Genomic DNA, 22,185 nt, shown 5'->3' with positions numbered 1-22,185 from the left:
CAACTGCGGGTCACGCTTCCTGTGTGGAAGGCTCCTCGCCGCCACGCTGCGCCTTGGCTGCGGCCTTTTCGGCCTTGGCCTCGGCTTTCTTCTTGTGCGGACCGATCACCATGATCATGTTACGGCCGTCCTGCTTGGCGTGGGACTCCACGAAGCCGAGCTCCTGGACGTCGTCCGCCAGCCGCTGCAGCAGCCGGAAGCCGAGCTCCGGCCGCGACTGCTCGCGGCCACGGAACATGATCGTGACTTTGACCTTGTCTCCCGCCTTGAGGAACCGCACCACGTGACCCTTCTTGGTCTCGTAGTCGTGCGGGTCGATCTTCGGCCGGAGCTTGATCTCCTTGATGATCGTGTGCGCCTGATTCTTGCGCGCCTCGCGCGCCTTCATCGCGGACTCGTACTTGAACTTGCCGTAGTCCATGAGCTTGCACACGGGCGGTCGAGCCGTTGCCGCGACCTCGACGAGGTCGAGGTCGGCTTCCTGGGCGAGCTTGAGCGCATCGTGAATGGAGACGATGCCTACCTGCTCGCCGTTCGGGCCCACGAGGCGAACCTCGGGAACTCGGATACGCTCGTTGATGCGGGGCTCAGTGCTGATGGGGCCTCCTAGGTTTGCGATCCCTACGTGCTCGTCGTGCCGAGGGCCCCTCGCGCTGCGAACGCGAAAAACCCCGCACGTCGCGCATGCGGGGCCACTGAGCTCTGTGGCTTCGTGGCCTCGAGCTCCCCGGAGTAGTCCGGCGTGATCCTGGACCCGGCCACCTTTCGGCGACTCAGGTGGGAGGAGACCTCCGCTTGCGCGTCCAGCAAGGCATGCCGGACCGATCAGAGAGCTACATTACCACAACCACCGAGCCTCCCCGAATCATCCCGGCCGGCCACGGCCTACCGGTAAACATCTCCCCAGGGAATGGCCACGCGACTGCGGTCGCCCGGCCGCTGCTCCGGCACCCGGCACCGAACCAGTGCTACACCGTCGTGGGGCCCGGTACCAGGACAGTGCCGCACCACCGTCGTGACCCAGTACCCGAACCAACCGCCGCACCACCCACGTGACCCAGTGCTGCGCCACCGTGGTGGCCCGGTTCCGGTACCAGTGCCGCGCCGCGCTCGTTGATCCGGTGCGCGCCGGTGGCTACGACCGCCTCGGGAGCTCGGCTTCACCGGCCGCGCGCATGGCCTCGACCGGCACATCCGGCCGGCCGGTCATCAGCTCCACCTGCCGCACCGCCTGGTGCAGCAGCATCGCGAAGCCACCGACCACGGTGCCGCCCGCCTCCTTGACGGCCGCCGCCGCGCGGGTCGGCCAGGGCGAGTAGACCACGTCGAACAGCGCAGGCACCCGCGCCAGCCGGTCGGCGAAGGCGTCGGCGGCGCCAGCGGGCAGCGTGGACACCACCAGATCCGCCCGCGTCGCCGCCTCGATCTTGTCGAACGTCTCCACCGCCAGCGAAACACCCAGCCGCTCGGCCACCTGAGCCGTCTCCCCCGCCCGCGCGGGATCGCGCACCAGCAGCGTCGCCTGGAACAGCCCGAGATCGCGCAGCGCTGCCAGCGTGGAGGCCGCCGTGGCACCTCCGCCGAGCACGACCGCCGAGCCCGGCGCGGGCACCCCGGCCTCGGCCAGCGCTTGCTTGATGCCGTGGACGTCGGTGTTGTCGCCGTGCCGGAGACCGTCGCGGAACACCACGGTGTTGGCGCCGCCGACCTCGACGGCCACCTCGGACACCGTGTCGAGCAGCGGGAGCACGGCCCGCTTGAGCGGCATGGTCAGCGACAACCCCGCCCAGGCGTCATCGCCGCCGTGCTCGCAGCCGCGCACCGGCACCAGCTCGGCCAGCAACCCCGGCAGCCGCGCCTCGTCACACTCGAACGCCTCATAGCTCCACCCGTCGAGCCCCATCGCCTGGTAGGCGGCCCGGTGCAGGTAGGGCGAGAGCGAATGGCCGATGGGGGATCCCAGCACCGCAGCCCGCATCCGCACTCCTTCTCCCACGATCATGACGACCCTATCGCCTGCGCGTTACGGCACCGTACGACGCCGGGCCAGGCCGTGGCCGTCCACAGAGCCGATGCTCACGTCGCCGACCTTGACCTTGGCCTCCGGCCGGGTGCCTTGTCCCGTACGGCCGTCCGCCCGGCCCGTCCCGTACGGCCGTCCGCCCGGCCCGGCGCGGGCGGACGGCGCGGGACGCAGAGGTCAGCCGCCGCAGCCGCCGTTTCTGCGGCACTCCGCGAGCAGCGCCTGACGCTCGGTCTCCGTGGTGGCGAACTTGGTCACGTTGCTCTTGAGGTCGGTGGCCACGAAGAACAGCCAAGGGCCCTTGGCCGGGTTGAGCGCCGCCTCGATGGCGTGGTCACCCGGGTTGGAGATCGGGCCGGGCGGCAACCCGGCGTACTTGTAGGTGTTGTAGCGGGACTTGGTTTCCAGCTCGGCGTGGGTGGCGTAGGTGCGGTACTTGCCGAGGGCGTACATCACCGTGCTGTCCATCCCCAGCTTCATCGGTGGCTTGCGGTCCAGCCGGTTGTAGATGACGCGGGCGATCTTCGGCATGTCCTCGGCGCGCCCGGCCTCGGCCTGGATGATGCTGGCGATGGTGACGATCTCGTGCGGTGTGTGCCCGAGGTCCTCGGCGCCGCTTTCGAGGTCGACCGACTCGGCCGTCTTCTTGTAGCGGTCGACCATGGCCGCGAGGATCTGCTGGGGCGTGGTCTTCGGCTGGACCTCGAACGTGGCGGGGAAGGCGTAGCCCTCCAGCTTGCCCTTGGCATAGGACGGCAGATCCAGGGCGTCGACGTCCTTGGCCGCGGACTTAAACTCCTTGAGCGGCATTCCGGTCTCCTTGGCGAGCGTGGCCAGGGTGTCGGACAGCCGCAGACCCTCCTTGATCGTCACCCTGGCGAGCAGCCGTTTCGACGGGTCGAGCATCGTCACGGCGTTCTCGGCCGACATGCGCTTGCGCAGTTTGTACGAGCCCGGTTGCAGCGATGCGCTCGCACCGGCCTCGGCGATCGCGTTGGTGAAGGCCCTGACACTGGCCACGACGCCCTTGCTCTCCAGCTCCACCGCCACGTCGGAGGCGCTCTGGCCGCTCTTGATCTCGACGACGACCTCGCCGGCGCCCTGGCCGGTGTAGTCGTCGGGCACGAGCGCATCGTTGAGCCACATGTAGCCGTAGTAGCCGCCACCGCCGATGATGCCGGCCAGCACCACGAAGGCGAGCAGCGGTGCGATGAACCGGCCACGGTTGCGCCGCCTGCGCCGCCTGCGGCCGTTGCCGCGCCTGCCGCCGCGGCTGCGGCGCCGCGCAGGACCTTCGTCGTCCTCGGCGCCGAGCAAGGAGTTGAGATCGAGATCGCTCATGGGTTCGCTGGCCAATCTCCCGGCACGCCCGGCCAGGCGTCAAGCGGAACTGCCCAACCGGCTGGGGTCACCGAGCGGAACTGGGGGGTCCACCGGACGTGCTGCCACGGCCAGCGGGGATCACACTGGGTAGCCATGCTAAGGGACGGGAAGAGGACGCATGCCCCGTTTTGGGGCTTTTGCGCGGTGATAGCGGGGGGTCCACCGAACATCAGCTCGTCCCGAGGTTCTTGTTCAACTCTTCCCGGTATCTCACGAACTCGCTCTCTTTGTTGGTGAATTTGGTGATTCTATGCGCCGGATCAGTGGTGACAAACCAGTGCCAATCGCCCTCCGCCGGGTGCAGCGCCGCCATCAGCGCCTTTTCTCCGGGATTAGCGATGGGCCCCGGCGGCAGCCCTTTGTGGCGATAGGTGTTGTAGGGAGAATCGACTTTGGTGTCGCTCTCCGTGATTCTCAGCGTCCGGCGTTTCTGGGCGTACAGAACGGTGCTGTCGATCTCCAGCGGCGTGTCCTTCGCGAGGCGGTTGTAGATCACTCTGGCGATCTTGGGGTAGTCGGCGTCGGTGCCGCCCTCCGCCTGGATCAGGCTCGCCACCGTGACGGCCTCAAGCGGCGTCAGATGCACTTTCGCGGCCTCGGCCGCCAGGCCCACCTGCCGGGCGGCGGCGCGGAACCGCTCCACCATCGCCGCCAGCACGTCGACCGCCGTGTCGCCCGGCTCGACCTCGTACGTCGCGGGGAACAGGAACCCCTCGATCCCCGGCGCGTAGTCAGGCAGCCCGACAAGGGCCCTGTCGACGCCCTGCAACTCCTTGAGCGGCAGCCCGGTCTGCTGGGCCACCCGGGCCAGCACCTCGGCCGCGCGCAGGCCCTCGGGCACGGTGACCCGCTTCACGATCCTGGACGAGGGCGCGAGCAGCAGGTCGAGCGCCGCCCCCGCCGCCATGCCCTTGCGCATGCGGTAATGGCCGGGACGGAGCCGCCCGGTCACCGCGCGGTCCTCCGAGACCCTCACGAACGACCGCGCGCTGGCCACCACCCCGGCGTCGGCCAGCGTCGAGCCGATGGCCTCCGCGCTCGACCCGGGCGCGATGCGCACGGTCACCGAGCCGCTGCCGGGCCCGTCGAAGTCGTCAGGACTGATGTACGGCTTGAGCACCGCGATGGCCCCGGCGCCCACGGCCACCAGCGAGACGAGCAGGCCGGTCGAGAGCAGCCCTGCCCGGCGCAGGGCGCCGCGGCGCCGCTGGGACGGCGACCCTGCCTCCACCCGGGAGCCCGCCCCCAACCCCAGCGCGGAAGCCGCCTTTGAGTCCGTCTCGGGGCCGAGCTCGGATGTCGCTCCTGAACCCGTCTCGGAGCCAACCGCGGAAGCCGCTCGCGGCCCTGGTCCGGGGGCCGGGTGCGGCCCTGCCGCCTGGTGCGGACGGGCACCGCTGTCCTGCCCGGGCACCGGGCCCGCGTCGTCGTCCGCGTCGCGGAACGGGATCACGTCGTCGTCTTCGGGCGTGCCGTTCACGAGACCACCTCGCCACGCACGCTCGTGACGGGAGCACACCCTCGCTCGCCCGCAGCGGACCCCGTGCACGGGGCGGCCACGCACCCGCGCCGGTCATGGCTGTGGCCCGTCGATCGGCCGCTCATGAGGCAGGTCCGCCGGCCGCCGGTGGCGGTTCGACGGGCCTGCCTGGTGGTCTTTCTGTGGCGCGTTCGGAGTCGAGGGCATCCTGGAGCAGCACGACCGCGGCCGCCTGGTCGACGACGCCGCGCTGCTTCTTCGCCCGCACGCCGCTGGCCCTGAGCCCTTGCTGGGCGGTCACCGTGGTCAGCCGCTCGTCGAACAGCCGCACCGGTGTCGGCGCCACCCGGGCCGCCAGGGCGGAGGCGAAATCGCGCGCCAGCCCGGCCGCCTGCCCCTCACGCCCCGACAGCGAGGTGGGCAACCCGACCACGACCTCGATCGCCTCGTGCTCGGCGACGATCGCGGCGATGCGGTCGAGGGTGCCCTTGCCACGTCTGACGGTCTCGACCGGCGTGGCCAGCATGCCCGAAGGGTCACTGCGGGCCACGCCCATGCGTACGGAGCCGACGTCCACGCCGATCCGCGCACCGAATCTCATGCCGGCCGGGCTATCGGCTGACCTGGTCAGCGACGGCCTGCTCGACCAGGCGCAGCGCGTCGCCGATCGCCTCCGGTCGCGTGCCGCCACCTTGCGCGACATCGTCCTTGCCGCCACCGCCACCCCCAAGAGCCTTGGCGGCGACGCCGACCAGTTGCCCGGCTTTGAGCCCCCGCTCGCGCCCCGCCTCGTTGACCGCGGCAACCACCACGGGCCTGTCGGAGGGGGCGCCGGCGATCACGATGACCGCCGGTCTGTCGGCCGGGAACCTGCCACGCACATCAAGCGCGAGCTTACGCAGATCATCAGCGCCGGTGCCATCAGGCGCGCGGTGTGTCACCACGGAGACTCCGTGCAGGTCACGAGCCTGGGCGGCCAGGTCGCCCGCCACCTGGAGCACCTGGGCGGAGCGCAGTTTGTCCAGCTCCTTCTCGGCCGTGCGCAACCGGGTGACGATGCCGTCGATGCGCTCGGGGAGCTCCTCGCGGCGCGCCTTGAGTTGCTCGGTGAGCTGGGCGACCAGCACGCTCTCACGCGCCAGGAAGCGGAAGGCGTCGATGCCGACGAGGGCCTCGACGCGGCGCACCCCGGCGCCGACGGACTGCTCGCCCAGCACCTTGACCAGGCCGAGCTGCCCGGAGCTGTGCACGTGGGTGCCACCGCACAACTCGCGGGAGTAGTCGCCGATCTCGACCACGCGGACCTCGTCGCCGTATTTCTCGCCGAACATCGCCAGCGCGCCCATCGCCCTGGCCTCCGCCTGGGAGGTGTAGAAGGCGTTGACCTGGAGGTCGTTGACGAGCACGGCGTTGACTTCGTCCTCGACGTCGCGCAGCACACTCTGCGACACCGCGCCGGAGGCGGTGAAGTCGAAGCGGAAGCGGCCGGGTGAGTTTTCGGAGCCGGCCTGCGCCGCCGTCTCGCCGAGCGCGTTCTTGAAGCCGCGGTGGACGAGGTGGGTGGCGCTGTGGCTGCGCGAGATCGCGCGGCGGCGCTCGACGTCGATCTCCGCCTGCGCCTCGTCGCCGACCCTGATCTCGCCCTTGCGGACCTTGCCACGGTGCACGACGAGCCCCGCGAGCGGCGACTGCACGTCGATGATCTCGACCTCCGCGCCGCTGGTGCGGATCACGCCCTGGTCGGCGAGCTGGCCGCCGCCCTCGGCGTAGAACGGGGTGCGCGCGAGCACGATCTCGACGCTCGAACCCGCGCCCGCCGCCGGCACGGGCAGCCCGTCGGCGAGGACGCCGACCACGCTGGTGTCGGCCTCGGTCTGGTCGTAGCCGAGGAAGTCGACCTTGCCCGACGCCTCGAGCAGCTGCCCGAAGACGGAGATGTCGGCGTTGCCGGTCTTCTTCGCCGCCGCGTCGGCCTTGGCCGCCTGCCGCTGCTCCTTCATGAGGCGGCGGAAGCCCTCCTCGTCGACCTTGAGCCCGTGCTCGGCCGCCATCTCCAGCGTCAGGTCGATCGGGAAGCCGTAGGTGTCGTGGAGCTTGAACGCCTGCTCACCGGGGAGCGTGGTGGCCGACCTGCGCTTGGTCTCCTCGACCGCCACGTCGAAGATGGCCGTGCCGGTGCGCAGCGTGCCGAGGAAGGACGCCTCCTCGGCGTCGATGATGCCGTGGATCTGCGGCGCGTCGGCCTTGAGCTCGGGGTATTGCTCGCCCATGACGTTGATCGCGACGTCGGTCAGCTCGTGCATGTAGCGGTCGTCGCCGGAGCCGAGCAGGCGCAGGTTGCGCACCGTGCGGCGCAGGATGCGGCGCAGGACGTAGCCGCGGCCCTCGTTGCCGGGCAGGACGCCGTCGGCGACCAGCATGGTGCCGGTGCGCACGTGGTCGGCGATCACCCGCAGGCTGACGTCGGCGCGCTGGTCGCGCCCGTAACGGGTCTTGGTGAGCTCGGCCGCGCGGTCGAGGATCTTGTAGGTGGTGTCGATCTCGTAGAGGTTGTCGACGCCCTGCAGGATCGTCGCCATGCGCTCGAGGCCCATGCCGGTGTCGATGTTCTTCGAGGGCAGCTCGCCGGCCACGTCGAAGTCGACCTTGGAGCGGACCTGGCTCAGTTGATACTGCATGAACACGAGGTTCCACACCTCAAGGTAGCGGTCCTCGTCGGCGACGGGACCGCCCTCCTTGCCGTATTCGGCGCCGCGGTCGTAGTAGATCTCCGAGCACGGGCCGCCCGGCCCCGCCACGCCCATGTGCCAGTAGTTGTCCTCCAGGCCGCGGCGCTGGATGCGCTCCTCGGGCAGGCCGACGCGGTTGCGCCAGATGTCGTACGCCTCGTCGTCGTCGAGGTAGACGGTCGCCCAGAGCCGGTCTTCCGGGAAGCCGAAGCCGCCGTCGGACTCGGATCTGGTGAGCAGCTCCCACGCGAACGGGATCACTTCGTCCTTGAAGTAGTCGCCGAAGGAGAAGTTGCCCAGCATCTGGAAGAACGTCGCGTGCCGCGTGGTCTTGCCGACCTCTTCGATGTCGGGGGTGCGCACACACTTCTGCGCGGTGGCCAGCCGGGACGCCGGAGGCTTGCGCTGCCCCAGGAAGTACGGCTTGAACGGCACCATACCGGCAGGAACCAGGAGTAGCGTGGGGTCCTCAGCGATCAGGCTGGCCGAGGGCACTATCTTGTGCCCACGCTCCTCGAAGAAGCGCAGGAAGCGGCGGGCGATCTCTGCCGACTCCATGGTGGCCATCCTTTGCGTTGGTTGTGGAAATCACTTGTGGTCATCAGCGTCGTCGAGCCCGAAGCGGGCCCGCAACTCTGTTTCGCGGCCGGCGGCCTCGCCGAGCGCCTCGGAAGTAAAGTCTCTCACCCGCCGGAGCATGCCCGCCGCGCCGTCGGCGGTGCGGCGGGCGACGTGGTCGGGGTGGAGCGCCTGCAGCCTGCGCATCACCCAGAAGGCGAGGAACGCGCCGAGCGAGAGGTAGAACAGCCGCCTGATCATCTCGGCCGCCTCTGCGCCGCCCGCCTCGCCCCCGGCGGCCTGCGGGCCTCGATGGCGCGCCGCACGCCGTAGCCGAGCGACGAGACCTTGATCAGCGGCCCGGTGAAGATGGTCTGCGTCACCGCGCTCAGCTTGGCCGCGTGGCCGCTGACCTGCTTGACATCTCTGGCGATGGCCTCGACGGCGACGAGCTGCCTGTTGGTCTCGTTGACCGTGACACTCATGTCGTCGAGCAGCGGCGTCAGCCGGTTGTTGAGATCGGAGACCGCCTTGGTGGTCTCGGTGAGCAGCCTGGCGACCTTGACGAGCACCATGGCCAGCACGCAGACCAGGACCATCCAGCCCGTGGCCGCGATCAGCCCGGCGACCTCTCCAGCGGTAAGCATCCGCGCATCTCCCTCGTACGCTGGGCCGGAACGGCAAGACCCTATCGCGTTCGAGCGACCACATTAGTGGGGAAAGCGACCTTGATCAGGCCGCCACGTCGGCCCCCGGCACTTCCGTGACCGCCCGCGTGAGACCGTGTGCCGCCACGATCCGGGTCACGAGCCGCCGCTCCGGCACCAGCAGGAGCGCGCGACGCGCTCGCGGCGTGTCCCACCGTCACTGCTGTAACCGTACATCCGCCCGGCACGCTCGCGGACCTCAGGCGCCGCGCAGGAAGGAGCGGATCCTGGCCCAGCGCTCGGCCACGGGCCCCTCGGCGCCGTGCCTGGTCGGCTCGTAGTAGCGCTTGCCGCGCACCTGCTCGGGCGCGTAGTCCTGGCGCACCAGCCCGTGGTCGAAGTCGTGGGGGTATTTGTAGCCGTCGCCGTGGCCCAGCTTGGCGGCGCCAGGGTAGTGGGCGTCGCGCAGGTGGCCGGGCACCTGGCCGATCAGGCCCTTGCGGACGTCTCCGATCGCCGCCCCGATGGCCTTGACGACCGCGTTGGACTTGGGCGCCGTCGCGCAGTGGATGACCGCCTGGGCGAGGTTGATCTGCCCCTCGGGCAGCCCGATGAGCTGCACCGCCTGCGCGGCGGCCACCGCGGTCTGCAGGCAGGTGGGGTCGGCCATGCCGACGTCCTCGGAGGCGAAGATGACGATGCGGCGGGCGATGAACCGGGGGTCCTCGCCGGCCTCGATCATGCGGGCGAGGTAGTGGAGCGCGGCGTCGGCGTCGGAACCGCGCATCGACTTGATGAAGGCGCTGATCACGTCGTAGTGCTGGTCGCCCTGCCGGTCGTAACGCACGGCGGCCTTGTCGACGGCCTTCTCCACCACCTCGACGGTGATGTCGTCGCCCAGCAGCGCCGCCGCCTCCAGGTAGGTCAGCGACCGGCGCGCGTCGCCGCCCGCGAGGCGTACGAGATGCTCCAGGGCCTCCGGCGCCAGCGTCGCGCGCCCGCCCAGGCCGCGCGGGTCGGACACCGCCCGCTCCAGCACCGCGCGGACGTCGTCGTCGGTCAGGGACTCCAGGGCGAGGAGCAGCGAGCGCGACAGCAGCGGTGAGATGACCGAGAAGAACGGGTTTTCCGTGGTGGCGCCGATGAACGTGACCCAGCGGTTCTCCACGGCGGGCAGCAGCGCGTCCTGCTGGGCCTTGTTGAAGCGGTGCACCTCGTCGACGAACAACACCGTCTGCCGGCCGGTCATGCCCAGCTCGCGCCGGGCGGTGTCGATGGCCGCCCGCACGTCCTTGACACCCGCCGACACGGCGGAGATCTCGACGAAGCGGCGCTTGGTGACGTTGGAGACCACGTAGGCGAGGGTCGTCTTGCCGGTGCCCGGCGGCCCCCACAAGAACAGCGACATGGGCGCCTCGCTCTCGACCAGGCGCCGCAGCGGAGTGCCGGAGCCGAGCAGGTGCCGCTGGCCGATCACCTCGTCGAGGGTGCGCGGGCGCATGCGCACCGCGAGGGGCTGCGGCGTGGCCTCCTCAGCCGCCGAGTCGAACAGGCTGTCCACAACGCGAGGTTACAGGGTCCGCCGGGCCGCGAAGCCCGCGCGGCGGCGGCCTGCGCCCCCTTCCGCGCCGGCCATGCGGCACGCGGGCGCGGCGGCGGCGAGCAACGATCACACCCGTCGCATCCAGCGGCTTTCGCCACTTACGTCCGGCACATATCGGAGGCCGGTAGCATGCGCGGAGTTGTTTGGTCATGCGTGGGCAAAAGCGAGAGGACATAGCGGTGAGCGGCGACGACCGCCAGAACGAAGAAGACCGCCAGAAAGAGCTGGCGCGGGAGCACAAGGAACGGCAGGCCAAGCGCGCCGCCGACCAGACCTCCAAGGCGAGGCGGAACACCTTCCTCGGCGCGGGCGTGGCAGTGGTCGTGGTGGCGGGCGGGATCTTCGCCGCGACCACGATGGTCAGCAAGGACCCCGGCGAGGCCACGGCGCAGAGCACCCCCTCCGCCAGCGCGTCCGTCACCCCGCCGGGGACGACGCCGAGCCCGACCAAGACAGGTCCGGTGACCTGCACGTACAAGCGGGACAAGTCGCTCCCCCACAAGTTCGTCGGGCTGCCAGGCAAGAAGCCCAGCATGAAGCTGAAGAAGATGACGGTCGCCACCAACCGCGGCACCTTCTCCATCGACCTCATGACCGAGGCGGCGCCGTGCGCGATCAACTCGATGCGCTTCCTGGCGAAGAAGAAGTTCTACGACGACATGAAGTGCCACCGGCTGGTCACACCCGACGTCGCCGGCGTGCACATGCTGCAGTGCGGCGACCCGCAGGCCAAGGCCGACGGCAAGAACCCGACCGACGGCCAGGGCACCGCGGGCTACGTCTACGCCGACGAGAACGCCGACATCCCGCTGGGCAAGGGCGTGGTGTTCATGACCCAGCCCAGTGAGGCGGCGGGCCGGAACAACAGCCAGTTCGCCATCTCGCTGTCGGACGAGAACCTTCAGGTCGGCGCGGGCTACTCGGTCATCGGCATGGTCAGCGAGGGCATGGACACGCTGCTCGGGCTGGCCACGAGCGGGCAGGACCTGCTCCTCAACAACGATGACATCACCGGCGACGGCGGCACCACCGCCCCCAAGAAGCCGGTGATCATCAAGAAGATCACCTTCTCCTGACCGCTCGCGAACGGGTGACGGCAGGCGTCGCGCGACGCCTGCCGTCACCCGTTCGCCGGCCAGTTACGGGTTACGGCTTGGGCGGCGCGTCGACGCCCGCCTCCTTGCGCTGGCCGGCCGTGATCGGCGTGGGCGCGCCCGTGAGCGGGTCGAAGCCGGAGGCCGTCTTCGGGAACGCGATCACGTCACGGATCGACTCGCCGCCGGACAGCAGCATGCAGATGCGGTCCCAGCCGTAGGCGATGCCGCCGTGCGGCGGCGGGCCGTACTTGAACGCCTCCAGCAGGAAGCCGAACTTGCTCTCCGCCTCCTCCTTGGAGATGCCGAGCACGTCGAACACGCGCTGCTGCATCTCGGCCCGGTGGATACGGATCGAGCCGCCGCCGATCTCCATGCCGTTGCAGACCATGTCGTACGCGTAGGCCAGCGCCTCACCCGGATGGTCCTGGAAGTTGTCGGCCCACTCCGGCTTCGGCCCGGTGAACGGGTGGTGCACGGCCGTCCAGCCGCCCTCCCCGCCGGACTCATCGGACACCGGCTCGAACATGGGCGCGTCGACGACCCACAGGAACGACCACTGCGACTCATCGATGAGGTCGCAGCGACGCCCGATCTCCAGCCGGGCCGCGCCCAGCAGGTCGCGCGCGGCGTTCCTGGCGCCCGCGGCGAAGAACACCGCGTCACCGGGCTTGGCCCCGACCGTGCCGGCCAGCCCGGAGATCTCCGCCTCCGACAGGTTCTTCGCGACCGGGCCGCCGAGCGTGCCGTCTTCCTGGACGAGCACGTAGGCCAGGCCCTTGGCGCCACGCGAGCGGGCCCACTCCTGCCAGCCGTCGAGCTCCTTACGAGTCTGCGAGGCTCCGCCGGGCATGACGACGGCACCCACGTAGTCGGCCTGGAAGACGCGGAACGAGGTGCCGGAGAAGTATGCGGTCATCTCGACGAGCTCCTGGCCGAAGCGCAGGTCCGGCTTGTCGGAGCCGTAGCGGTCCATCGCCTCCGCATATGTCATGCGCGGCAGCGGCGTCGGCAGCTCGTAGCCGGCGATCTCCTTCCACAACCGGCCGATCAGCGTCTCGCCGACCTGGATCACGTCCTCCTGGTCGACGAAGGACATCTCGACGTCGATCTGGGTGAACTCCGGCTGCCGGTCGGCCCGCAGGTCCTCGTCGCGGTAACACTTGGCCAGCTGGTAATAGCGCTCCAGCCCGGCCACCTGCAGCAGCTGCTTGAACAGCTGGGGCGACTGCGGCAGCGCGTACCAGCTGCCCGGCTGGAGGCGCACCGGGACCAGGAAGTCACGCGCGCCCTCAGGCGTGGAACGGGTCAGCGTCGGCGTCTCGACGTAGACGAAGCCGAGCTCGTGCATCACCTCGTTGGCGAGGTAGGTGGCCTTGGACCGGGTGCGCATCGCCGTGGCGACCTGCTGGCGGCGGATGTCGAGATAGCGGTATTTGAGCCGCGCCTCCTCCGACACCCCCACGCTGCCCTCGATGGGGAACGGCAGCGGCGCCGACTCGCTGAGCACCTCGACCCGGTCGGCCACCACCTCGATCTCACCGGTGGGCAGGTCGGGGTTCTCGTTGCCCTCGGGACGCACCCTGACCTGGCCGACGACCTGCACGCAGTATTCGGCGCGCAGGTCGTGGGCGTGGTCTTCCTCGCGGAAGACCACCTGAGCCGAGCCGGAGGCGTCACGCAGGTCGATGAAGACGACGCCGCCGTGGTCACGGCGGCGGGCCACCCATCCTGCGAGCGTCACCTGCTGCCCGGCGTGCTCCTTGCGGAGCGACCCGGCGGTATGCGTGCGGATCACTGCACTTTCCCTTCGTACGGATAGGAGGGGAGAAGGGACGGCGGCGACCCGGCATCAGCCGACCGGCGGATCACTGCGCCTTCCCTTCACACGAATGGACGAGGCGAACGGACGGCGGCGACCCGGCACGTGCCGACCGGCGGAACACCGCGCCTTCCCTTCGCGCGGACAGGAGAGACGGCGAAGGAACGGCGACGACCCGGCCGATCACTGCACCTTCCCCTTCAGGACGTCGACGACCCGGGCCAGCGGCACCTCGGTCTGCTCGGCGTTGGTCAGGTCTTTCACCTGGACGGCGTCGGCCGCGAGGTCACGCTCGCCCAGGATCAGCGCGAACCCGGCACCCGAGCGGTCGGCGCCCTTCATCGCGCCCTTGAGCCCCTTGCCGCCGAAGGCCATGTCGGCGCTGACGCCCGCCGCGCGCAGCTCGCTGACGATCAGGAACATCCGGCGGCGGGCCTCGTCACCCAGCGGGACACCGTACACCTGGACGCGCGACTGCGCGTGGTCGTCCAGCAGCCCCTCGGCCTCCATGGCCAGGAAGGTGCGGTCGACCCCGAGCGCCCACCCGACGCCGGGCAGCGGCGGGCCGCCGAGCATCTCGCTCAGCCCGTCGTAACGCCCGCCGCCCCCGACCGCCGACTGGGAGCCGAGCCCGCCGTGGACGAATTCGAACGTGGTGCGCGTGTAGTAGTCGAGGCCCCGCACCAGCCGCGGGTCGTCGTCGAACGCGATCTCGGACGCGGCCAGCAGGGAACGGACCTCCTCGTGGTAGGCCATGCAGGCCGCGCACAGGTGGTCGACCACCAAGGGCGCGCCGGTGAGCTGGGCCTGGACCTCGGGACGCTTGTCGTCGAGCACCCGCAGCGGGTTGATCTCGATGCGGGCCCTGGTGTCGGCGTCGAGGTCGAGGCCGCGCAGGAACTCCTGCAGCGCCGCCCGGTAGGCGGGCCGGCAGGCCTTGTCGCCGAGCGAGTTGAGCAGCAGCGTGACGTTCTTGAGGCCGAGCGAGGCGAACCCGCGGGCGCCGAGCAGGATGAGCTCGGCGTCGAGCGCCGGGTCCTCCGACCCGAGGGCCTCGGCTCCCACCTGCCAGAAGTGGCGGTAGCGGCCCTTCTGGGCACGCTCGTAGCGGAACTGGCTGCCGGAATACCACAACTTCACGGGGAGCTGGCCGGCGTGCAGGTTGTGCTGCAGCACCGCTCGCACGACGGAGGCCGTGCCCTCGGGACGCAGGGTCAGGGAACGGCCCGCCTTGTCGGGGAAGGTGTACATCTCCTTGGAGACGATGTCGGTCGACTCGCCTACGCCCCTGGCGAACAGCTGAGTGTCCTCGAAGACAGGCGTCTCGATGTAGCCGTAGCCCGCCCCGCGCAGCGGCGCGGCGAGGGCCTCGCGTACGGCGAGGATCCGCTCGGAGCGGGGAGGCAGCCAGTCGAAGGTGCCTTTCGGTGCTTGGAAGCTCATTAGATCCCTCGTGTGGGACCGGCGTGCGGCGCCGCCTCTTTCAGGTATGGGTTGACGGCGCGCTCGCGGCCAATCGTTGTCTGTGGTCCGTGGCCCGGCAGGACGACCGTATCGTCCGGCAGCGGCAGACACTTGGTAGCCAGGCTGCGCAGAATCGTGGCGTAGTCGCCGCCGGGAAGATCAGAGCGGCCGATGGAGCCGGCGAACAGCAGGTCGCCCGAGAACATGATCTCCTCGCCGGGCGACCGGAAGCTCACCGACCCCCTGGTATGGCCCGGGGTGTGGTCGACCACGAGCTCGAGGCCGGCGAGCCGGAGCACGGCGCCGTCGGACAACTCGCGCACGGCGTCGGGCTCGCTCAGCGTCAGGCCCCCGAACAGCTGGGCGCTCGTGTCGGACCAGCCGGCGGCGGGGTCGCTGAGCAGGTGGCGGTCGTCGGGGTGGATCCACGCGGGGACGTCACGCGCGCCGCAGACCGGGGCCACCGACCAGACGTGGTCGAGATGGCCGTGGGTGAGCAGGACCGCGACCGGCTTGAGCCGGTGCTCGCGCAGCAGCTCGTCGACGCCGTCGGTCGCGTCCTGGCCGGGATCGACGATCACGCACTCCTCGCCGGCGGCAGGCGCGACGACGTAACAATTGGTCTGGAAGGCCCCTGCGGGGAAGCCGGCGATGAGCATCTGCCTCAGGTGATCTCGTCGAAAAGCCAATGGGAATGTAACCGAAGGGTACCGGTGCGGGTCGCCGGGCTGCGAATCATTACCCATTGGCCGATACGATTCGCCCACCTCAGTTGATTCACTATGGGAGGCAAAGCGGTGGCCACGGGGAAGGACCGGCAGAAGCAGCTGGCGCGTGAGCACTACGAGCGGCAGATGCAGCGCCGTCTCGAGCGCGAGCAGAAGTCCAGGCGCACGGCGATCATCGGCTCCACCGTGGGCGTGGTGGTCGTGGTCGGCGGCATCGTGGCCGCGATCGCGTTCATGAGTGGCGGTGACACGCCGACGGACGCGGCCGCGACCCCCACGGCGGCGCCCCAGGACACCGCCTCGGCGGCGGCGGCCACGGGGCCCAAGCCCTACGACGCGGCGACGGGCACGTGCGACTACGCCGCCGACAAGACCGGCGGTCAGGTCAAGGACGTCGGCATGCCGCCGAAGAAGGTGAAGACCAAGCCGGCGAAGAAGACGATGACGTTCGAGACGACCCGCGGCGACATCGTGATCGAGCTCGACAACGCCAAGGCGCCGTGCACGACCAACTCGCTCGAACACCTGGCCGAGAAGAACTACTACGACGGCAGCAAGTGTCACCGGCTGGGCAGCGAGCAGTTCCCGATGCTCCAGTGCGGCGACCCGTTCGCCAAGGCCGACGGCAAGAGCCAGGACGGCGCGGGCGGCCCCGGCTACGTCATGGCCGAGGAGAACCTGGAGGGCGCCACGTACAAGCGGGGTGTGATGGCGATGGCCAAGACCCAGGCGCCCGGCAGCACGGGCAGCCAGTTCTTCCTGGTCTTCGGAGACATCAACCTCCCCGCGCAATACACGCCGGTGGGTACGATCACCAAAGGGCTGGACATCCTGGACAAGGTGAACAAAGCAGGCGTCGTCGCAGACGCGGGAGACGGGACCGGAGCGCCGAAGCAAAGCGTCGAAATCAAAGACGTGACAATCGCCGGCAAGAGCTGACGTAATACAAACTAGGGACGAAGTAGTCCCGAAGGGTCTGATGGATAGTGCGGGAGGACACGGTGAGCACCGACCCGTGGGGCCGGGTAGACGACGACGGCACCGTCTACGTGCGTACGGCTGAGGGAGAGCGAGCCGTCGGGTCCTGGCAGGCCGGTGAACCCGAAGAGGCACTGGCCTACTTCCATCGCAAGTACGACGAGCTGGCCGGTCAGGTCCAGCTGCTCGAACAGCGCGTCAGGAGCACCGACCTGGCTCCGGCACAGGCCGAGGCGAGCATCGTCAAGCTGCGCGAGGCCGTCGCCGACGCCCACGCGATCGGCGACCTCGCCGCGCTGACGGCCAGGCTCGACGGCCTGACGGAGCTGGTCGCCCAGCGCCGCGAGGAGGTCAAGGCCGCTCGCGAGCAGGCGCGGGCCGAGGCCAGGGCGGTCAAGGAACGCATCGTCGCCGAGGCCGAGCGCATCGCCGACGAGACCACCCACTGGAAGTCCGGCGGTGAGCGGCTGCGCCAGCTCATCGAGGAGTGGAAGGCCGCCGATCGCATCGACCGGGTCACCGAGGCCGCGCTGTGGAAGCGGTTGTCGGCCGCCCGCACGGCGTTCGCCAAGCGCCGCAAGCAGTACTTCGCGGGGCTCGACGAGCAGCGCGAGGAGGTGCGCGCGGCCAAGGAGCGCATCGTCGCCGAGGCCGAGGCGCTGGCCGACTCGACCGACTGGGGCGGCACCGCGGCGATCTACCGCGACCTGATGCAACAGTGGAAGAGCGCCGGCCGGGCCTCGCGCGAAGCGGAGGACGAGCTCTGGGCCCGCTTCAAAGGCGCCCAGGACCAGTTCTTCCAGGCCCGTTCCGCCGTGTTCGCCGAACGTGACGCCTCGCTCGCAGCCAACGCCGCGGTCAAGGAGCAGTTGCTCGCCGAGGCGGAGAAGATCCTCCCCGTCACCGACGTACGCACGGCCAGGGCGGCGCTGCGGCACATCCTGGAGCGCTGGGAGGCCGCCGGCCCCGTGCCGCGCGACCAGCGCGACCGGCTCGAAGGCGGGCTGCGCAAGGTCGACGACGCGGTGCGCAAGGCCGAGGACGCCGAGTGGAAGCGCTCCAACCCCGAGGCGAGGGCCCGCGCCCAGAGCACGGTCGACCAGCTGCGCACCTCCATCGACCAGCTGGAGAAGCGGCTGTCCAAGGCGCAGGCCGCCGGGCGCGCCAAGGACGTCAAGGAGGCCGAGGAGGCGCTGACCGCCCGCCGGTCGTGGCTGGAGGAGGCCGAGCGCACGCTGGCCGAGTTCAGCTGAGCCGCGGCCCCTCCCGGTGAGAGGGCGCAGATTCGGGCGGCGCGCGCCGGCACCTGGGATCTAGGCTGACGGCATGGATCCCGTCACCGACGCGCGCGCCCTGGTCGAGGAGATGTTCCCGGGGGCGCTGTACGCCTTCGTCGGCGGCAGCGTGCTCACCGAACGCCGCACCAGCACCTCCGATCTCGACGTCGTGGTGGTGCTCGACGGCCTGGCGGCCCCCTACCGCGAGTCGCTGCGCTGGCGCGGGTGGCCGGTGGAGTTGTTCGTGCACAGCGAGGCCAGCCTGCACGTCTTCTTCGACGAGGACTTCGGCAGGCGCAGGCCGAGCCTGGCGCGCATGTGCGCGGAGGGCGCGGTGCTGGCCGACAGGACGGGCGGACGGGCCAGCGACCTGCAGAGCGCGCTCGGCGAGCGCCTGGCCGCAGGGCCCGGCGGGCTGACGCCCGACCAGGCCGCGCGGGCCCGCTACGTGCTGTCCGATCTGCTCGACGACCTGGCGGGCGTCACCGACGCCGGCGAGCAGGCGTTCATCCGCTGGGAGGTGGTCCAGGAGGCCGCCAGGACCGCGCTGGGCGTGGGGCGCAGGTGGCAGGGCAGCGGCAAGTGGCTGCTGCGCGAGCTGCGCGCGCACGACCCCGCGTTGGCGGGCGAGCTGCTCGCCGCGCACGACGACCCCGTACGCCTGGCCGCCGTCGCCTCGGGCGTGCTGGAGCGGGCCGGAGGGCGGCTCTGGGAGGGCTACCGGGCTGAGGGCGACCCGTTCCACCATCCGCTGCGTCACGTGCCCGCCGGTGAGCTCTCGGGCGATACGGCGCAGAGCTCCGGCATGCGCCGGCTGGCCGCCATCAGCGGCGCCACGGCCGGCTCCACGCGGTTGTGGATGGGCCAGACGCACGTCGCGCCCGCCACCCGCTCGTCCGACCACCATCACGGGGCGTCCGAGACGGCCATCTACGTGGTCAGCGGCACGCCGGCGTTCGTCTTCCTGGAGGACGCCGAGGAGGTGCGCATCGAGGCGGGCCCGGGCGACTACATCTACGTTCCGCCGTACGTGCCCCATCGGGAGGAGAATCCGGACCCGTCGCAGGAGGCGGTGGTGGTGATCGCCCGCAACACCCAGGAGGCGATCGTGGTCAACCTGCCCGGTCTGGCGGGCTGACGTCCGACCGCACCGGCTGACCGGGCCGGTTCAGCCGCCCGCGCCGCTCACCCGGTAGACGTCGAAGACGCCCTGGATGCTGCGTACGGCCTTCAGCACGTGCCCCAGGTGCTTGGGGTCGCCCATCTCGAACGTGAACTTGCTGACCGCCACCCGGTCGCGCGAGGTCGTCACCGAGGCGCTGAGGATGTTGACGTGCTGGTCGGAGAGAGTGCGCGTGACGTCGGACAGCAGGCGCGGCCGGTCGAGCGCCTCGACCTGGATGGCCACCAGGAAGACGCTGTCGTCGCTCGGCGACCAGCTGACCTCGACCAGCCGGTCGGGCTGCGCCTTGAGCTGCTGCACGTTGGTGCAGTCGCCGCGGTGCACCGACACGCCGTGGCCCCGGGTGACGAAGCCGACGATCTCGTCGCCGGGCACGGGGGTGCAGCACTTCGACAGGCGTACCCACACGTCTGCGTCGCCCGCCACGACCACGCCCGCGCCGCCACCGCCCCGGGGGCGGCCGCGCAGCCGGGTCGGCAGCGAGGTCTCGGCGATGTCCTCCTCGGCGCTGTCGACGCCGCCGATCGAGGCCACGAGTTTCTGCACGACGTTCTGGGCCGCGACGTGGCCCTCGCCCACGGCCGCGTAGAGGGCGGACACGTCGGGATAGCGCAGGTCGCGGGCCAGCGCCAGCAGCGCCTCGCCGGACATCAGCCGCTGCAGCGGCAGGCCCTGCTTGCGCATGGCCCGCCCGATGGCCTCCTTGCCGGCCTCGATTGCGGTCTCGCGGCGTTCCTTGGAGAACCACTGCCGGATCTTGTTGCGGGCCCGGCCGGACTTGACGAACTTCAGCCAGTCGCGCGAGGGGCCGGCGTCGGGCGACTTGGAGGTGAAGATCTCCACCGTGTCGCCGTTGCCCAGCCGCGACTCCAGCGGCACCAGCCGCCCGTTGACCCGGGCGCCGATGCAGCGATGGCCCACCTCGGTGTGCACGGCGTAGGCGAAGTCGACCGGCGTGGCCCCCTCGGGCAGCGCGATGACCTGCCCTTTCGGGGTGAAGACGTAGACCTCGGAGACCGACAGGTCGAAGCGCAGCGACTCGAGGAACTCTCCCGGGTCGGAGGTCTCCTTCTGCCAGTCGAGGAGCTGGCGCAGCCAGGCCATGTCGCTGCCCGGCTTGACCTTGCCGGGAGGGCCGGGGGCGCCGACCTCCTCCTTGTATTTCCAGTGGGCGGCCACGCCGTATTCAGCCCTGTGGTGCATCGCGTGGGTGCGGATCTGCAGCTCCACCGGCTTGCCCTCGGGACCGATCACCGTCGTGTGCAGCGATTGGTACATGTTGAACTTGGGCATCGCGATGTAGTCTTTGAACCGCCCCGGCACCGGGTTCCACCGGGCGTGGATCGTGCCGAGGGCGGCATAGCAGTCGCGCACGCTGTCGACCAGCACGCGGATGCCCACCAGGTCATAGATGTCGTCGAACGCCACGTCGCGGGCGATCATCTTCTGGTAGACCGAGTAGTAGTGCTTCGGCCGGCCCTTGACGACGGCGCGGATCTTCGCCTCGCGCAGGTCGCCGGAGACCTTCTCGATGACCTCCTGCAGAAACAGGTCTCTGCGCGGCGCCCGCTCCGACACCATGCGCGCGATCTCGTCGTAGCGCTTGGGATAGAGCATGGCGAAGGCCAGGTCCTCGAGCTCCCACTTGATCGTGTTCATGCCCAGGCGGTGGGCCAGCGGGGCGAAGATCTCCAGCGTCTCGCGCGACTTCTGGTGGCGCTTGTGCTCGGGCAGGTAGCGCATGGTGCGCATGTTGTGCAGCCGGTCGGCCAGCTTGATGATCAGGACGCGGATGTCGCGCGACATGGCGACGACCATCTTGCGCACGGTCTCGGCCTGCGCCGCGTCGCCGAACTTGACCTTGTCGAGCTTGGTGACGCCGTCGACCAGGGAGGCGATCGTCTCGCCGAAGTCGCCGCGCAGCTCGTCGAGGCTGTAGGCGGTGTCTTCCACCGTGTCGTGCAGCAGCGCCGCGCACAGGGTCTCGTCGTCGGTGCCGAGCTCGGCAAGGATCGTCGCCACCGCCAGCGGGTGGGTGATGTAGGGGTCACCCGACTTCCGCTTCTGGTCACGGTGGTGGTAGGCCGCGACGTCGTAGGCGCGCTCGATCAGGCGCAGGTCGGCCTTGGGATGGGTGGCGCGGACCGTACGGAACAACGGCTCCAGCACCGGATTCATGGCCCCACCCCCAAACCGCCTTCGGCGCACCGCCGGCACGCCGGGCGCCTCGGCGTTGCCGGAATCGGTTACGTCGGGCGCGACCACATCACGGGGCACACAGACTCCTCACGCAATGACTCCTCACGTTCGAGTCCAGATCCCCCAAGTGTATCCAGGCAGCAAACTTGAGCGGTCGCGGGGCGGTTCAGACGATCACGAGCGAGTGCAACGGCACTCCCGTCAGCCGCTCACGTCCGTGGAGAAACGCCAGCTCCATCAGCACCGCCACACCGACGACCTCGGCTCCCGTCCTCTTCACCAGTTCCACGGCCGCCCCGGCGGTGCCACCCGTGGCCAGCACGTCGTCGACGATGAGAACCCGGTCGCCGGGCGCGAGGGCGTCGCGGTGGACCTCGATGGTCGCGGAGCCGTACTCCAGATCGTAGGACTCCTCGAGGGTTTCGGCGGGCAGTTTCCCCTTCTTGCGCACCGGCACGAACCCGGCGCCCGCGCGGTACGCCACCGGAGCGGCGAGGATGAACCCGCGCGCCTCGATCCCCACGATCTTGTCGACCTGGTGCAACCCGGCCAGCTCTTCCACCACGGCGGCCATCGCCACGGGATCGGCCAGGAGCGGGGTGATGTCCTTGAACAGGACGCCCTGCTTCGGATAGTCGGGAACATCCCTGATCCGCTCCAGGATCAACGTGTTCAGCTCACTCATGGTGTTTCCTCGCATTCCTCACCGGCCATCTGCCGCGCTCCATGATGATGCATAGCGGGCCCTTGCAGGACCTTCTCCGCCCACCGGCCTCCCCGTCCGCGCCCCTCACCGGCGTACCTGAGCAACCCGTCACGCAGCCCTCGGTCTCCCCTGCTGCCCCGCACCGTCATGTGCTCCGGCAACATCCCTGGTCCGCGGCCCCCGCGCCGGCGCCTCCGCGCGCCTCCGCGCGCCTCAGAGCGTTCCTGGCGGCACGATGACGGCCGCGTCGCCTTACCCCTGCGCCGCGGCCGTACGCCCTCGCCAGGGGCGTTCTCAAGGCCGCATCGGCG

18 protein-coding genes are annotated in these 22,185 nt (G+C 70.2%); 4 read left to right on the top strand and 14 right to left on the bottom strand.

Annotated features, from left to right (window positions below; all coding sequences use genetic code 11):
• Positions 1-10: 10 nt before the first annotated feature.
• From infC to E1294_RS00895, 9 genes are all read right to left on the bottom strand, one after another.
• A complete protein-coding gene (infC, locus tag E1294_RS00935) occupies positions 11-580 on the bottom strand; it encodes a translation initiation factor IF-3 (protein ID WP_281284075.1) in 570 nt (189 codons plus the stop codon).
• Positions 581-1,135: 555 nt separating this feature from the next.
• A complete protein-coding gene (locus E1294_RS00930) occupies positions 1,136-1,978 on the bottom strand; it encodes a shikimate dehydrogenase (RefSeq protein WP_132503689.1) in 843 nt (280 codons plus the stop codon).
• Positions 1,979-2,200: 222 nt separating this feature from the next.
• Positions 2,201-3,364: an endolytic transglycosylase MltG gene (gene mltG / locus E1294_RS00925; RefSeq protein WP_132503688.1), complete on the bottom strand. Its 1,164-nt coding sequence runs from the start codon at positions 3,362-3,364 to the stop codon at positions 2,201-2,203.
• Positions 3,365-3,575: 211 nt separating this feature from the next.
• Complete coding sequence (gene mltG / locus E1294_RS00920; protein WP_246082739.1) at positions 3,576-4,886, bottom strand: endolytic transglycosylase MltG; 1,311 nt, start codon at positions 4,884-4,886, stop codon at positions 3,576-3,578.
• Between the two features lie 121 nt (positions 4,887-5,007).
• Entirely contained in the window at positions 5,008-5,487 is a 480-nt protein-coding gene (gene ruvX / locus E1294_RS00915) for a Holliday junction resolvase RuvX (RefSeq protein WP_132503687.1), read from the bottom strand.
• Positions 5,488-5,497: 10 nt separating this feature from the next.
• Complete coding sequence (alaS, locus tag E1294_RS00910; protein ID WP_132503686.1) at positions 5,498-8,173, bottom strand: alanine--tRNA ligase; 2,676 nt, start codon at positions 8,171-8,173, stop codon at positions 5,498-5,500.
• 30 nt (positions 8,174-8,203) lie between these two features.
• On the bottom strand, positions 8,204-8,434 hold the full coding sequence (locus E1294_RS00905; RefSeq protein ID WP_132503685.1) for a hypothetical protein: 231 nt from the start codon (positions 8,432-8,434) through the stop codon (positions 8,204-8,206).
• Entirely contained in the window at positions 8,431-8,820 is a 390-nt protein-coding gene (locus E1294_RS00900) for a DUF948 domain-containing protein (RefSeq protein WP_132503684.1), read from the bottom strand. Before E1294_RS00900 ends, E1294_RS00905 begins: the two co-directional genes overlap by 4 nt.
• Positions 8,821-9,079: 259 nt before the next feature.
• On the bottom strand, positions 9,080-10,381 hold the full coding sequence (locus E1294_RS00895) for a replication-associated recombination protein A (RefSeq protein ID WP_132503683.1): 1,302 nt from the start codon (positions 10,379-10,381) through the stop codon (positions 9,080-9,082).
• A 221-nt stretch (positions 10,382-10,602) separates the two neighbouring features.
• On the opposite strand from E1294_RS00895, the gene E1294_RS00890 reads away from it, so the two are divergent.
• Positions 10,603-11,499: a peptidylprolyl isomerase gene (locus tag E1294_RS00890; RefSeq protein WP_246082738.1), complete on the top strand. Its 897-nt coding sequence runs from the start codon at positions 10,603-10,605 to the stop codon at positions 11,497-11,499.
• A 70-nt stretch (positions 11,500-11,569) separates the two neighbouring features.
• On the opposite strand, the gene aspS is transcribed toward E1294_RS00890, so the two are convergent.
• From aspS to E1294_RS00875, 3 genes are all read right to left on the bottom strand, one after another.
• Entirely contained in the window at positions 11,570-13,315 is a 1,746-nt protein-coding gene (aspS, locus tag E1294_RS00885; RefSeq protein ID WP_132503681.1) for an aspartate--tRNA ligase, read from the bottom strand.
• A 207-nt stretch (positions 13,316-13,522) separates the two neighbouring features.
• A complete protein-coding gene (gene hisS, locus E1294_RS00880) occupies positions 13,523-14,782 on the bottom strand; it encodes a histidine--tRNA ligase (RefSeq protein ID WP_132503680.1) in 1,260 nt (419 codons plus the stop codon).
• Positions 14,782-15,462 (bottom strand): MBL fold metallo-hydrolase, encoded by a 681-nt coding sequence (locus E1294_RS00875; RefSeq protein ID WP_132503679.1) that lies wholly within the window; start codon positions 15,460-15,462, stop codon positions 14,782-14,784. Before E1294_RS00875 ends, hisS begins: the two co-directional genes overlap by 1 nt.
• Before the next feature lie 138 nt (positions 15,463-15,600).
• Between E1294_RS00875 and E1294_RS00870 the strand changes: the two genes are divergently transcribed.
• The 3 genes from E1294_RS00870 to E1294_RS55380 all read left to right on the top strand — a co-directional run bounded on the left by E1294_RS00870 (position 15,601) and on the right by E1294_RS55380 (position 18,924).
• The gene (locus E1294_RS00870; RefSeq protein ID WP_342774996.1) at positions 15,601-16,470 is read left to right on the top strand and encodes a peptidylprolyl isomerase; all 870 of its coding nucleotides are present in this window, start codon (positions 15,601-15,603) and stop codon (positions 16,468-16,470) included.
• Between the two features lie 62 nt (positions 16,471-16,532).
• Entirely contained in the window at positions 16,533-17,762 is a 1,230-nt protein-coding gene (locus E1294_RS00865; protein WP_132503677.1) for a DUF349 domain-containing protein, read from the top strand.
• A 73-nt stretch (positions 17,763-17,835) separates the two neighbouring features.
• Positions 17,836-18,924, top strand: coding sequence for a cupin domain-containing protein (locus tag E1294_RS55380; RefSeq protein ID WP_246082737.1), 1,089 nt, complete (start codon positions 17,836-17,838; stop codon positions 18,922-18,924).
• A gap of 30 nt (positions 18,925-18,954) precedes the next feature.
• Here E1294_RS55380 and E1294_RS00850 read toward each other — a convergent pair whose 3' ends face one another.
• Together E1294_RS00850 and E1294_RS00845 are read right to left on the bottom strand one after the other, a co-directional pair.
• Complete coding sequence (locus E1294_RS00850) at positions 18,955-21,147, bottom strand: RelA/SpoT family protein (protein WP_132503676.1); 2,193 nt, start codon at positions 21,145-21,147, stop codon at positions 18,955-18,957.
• 187 nt (positions 21,148-21,334) lie between these two features.
• Positions 21,335-21,853, bottom strand: coding sequence for an adenine phosphoribosyltransferase (locus E1294_RS00845; protein WP_132503675.1), 519 nt, complete (start codon positions 21,851-21,853; stop codon positions 21,335-21,337).
• Between the last annotated feature and the right edge of the window lie 332 nt (positions 21,854-22,185).

The sequence above is a fragment of the Nonomuraea diastatica genome (assembly GCF_004349015.1).
GTDB classification, from domain to species: domain Bacteria; phylum Actinomycetota; class Actinomycetes; order Streptosporangiales; family Streptosporangiaceae; genus Nonomuraea; species Nonomuraea diastatica.
This window is presented reverse-complemented; position numbering and strand designations above follow the sequence as displayed.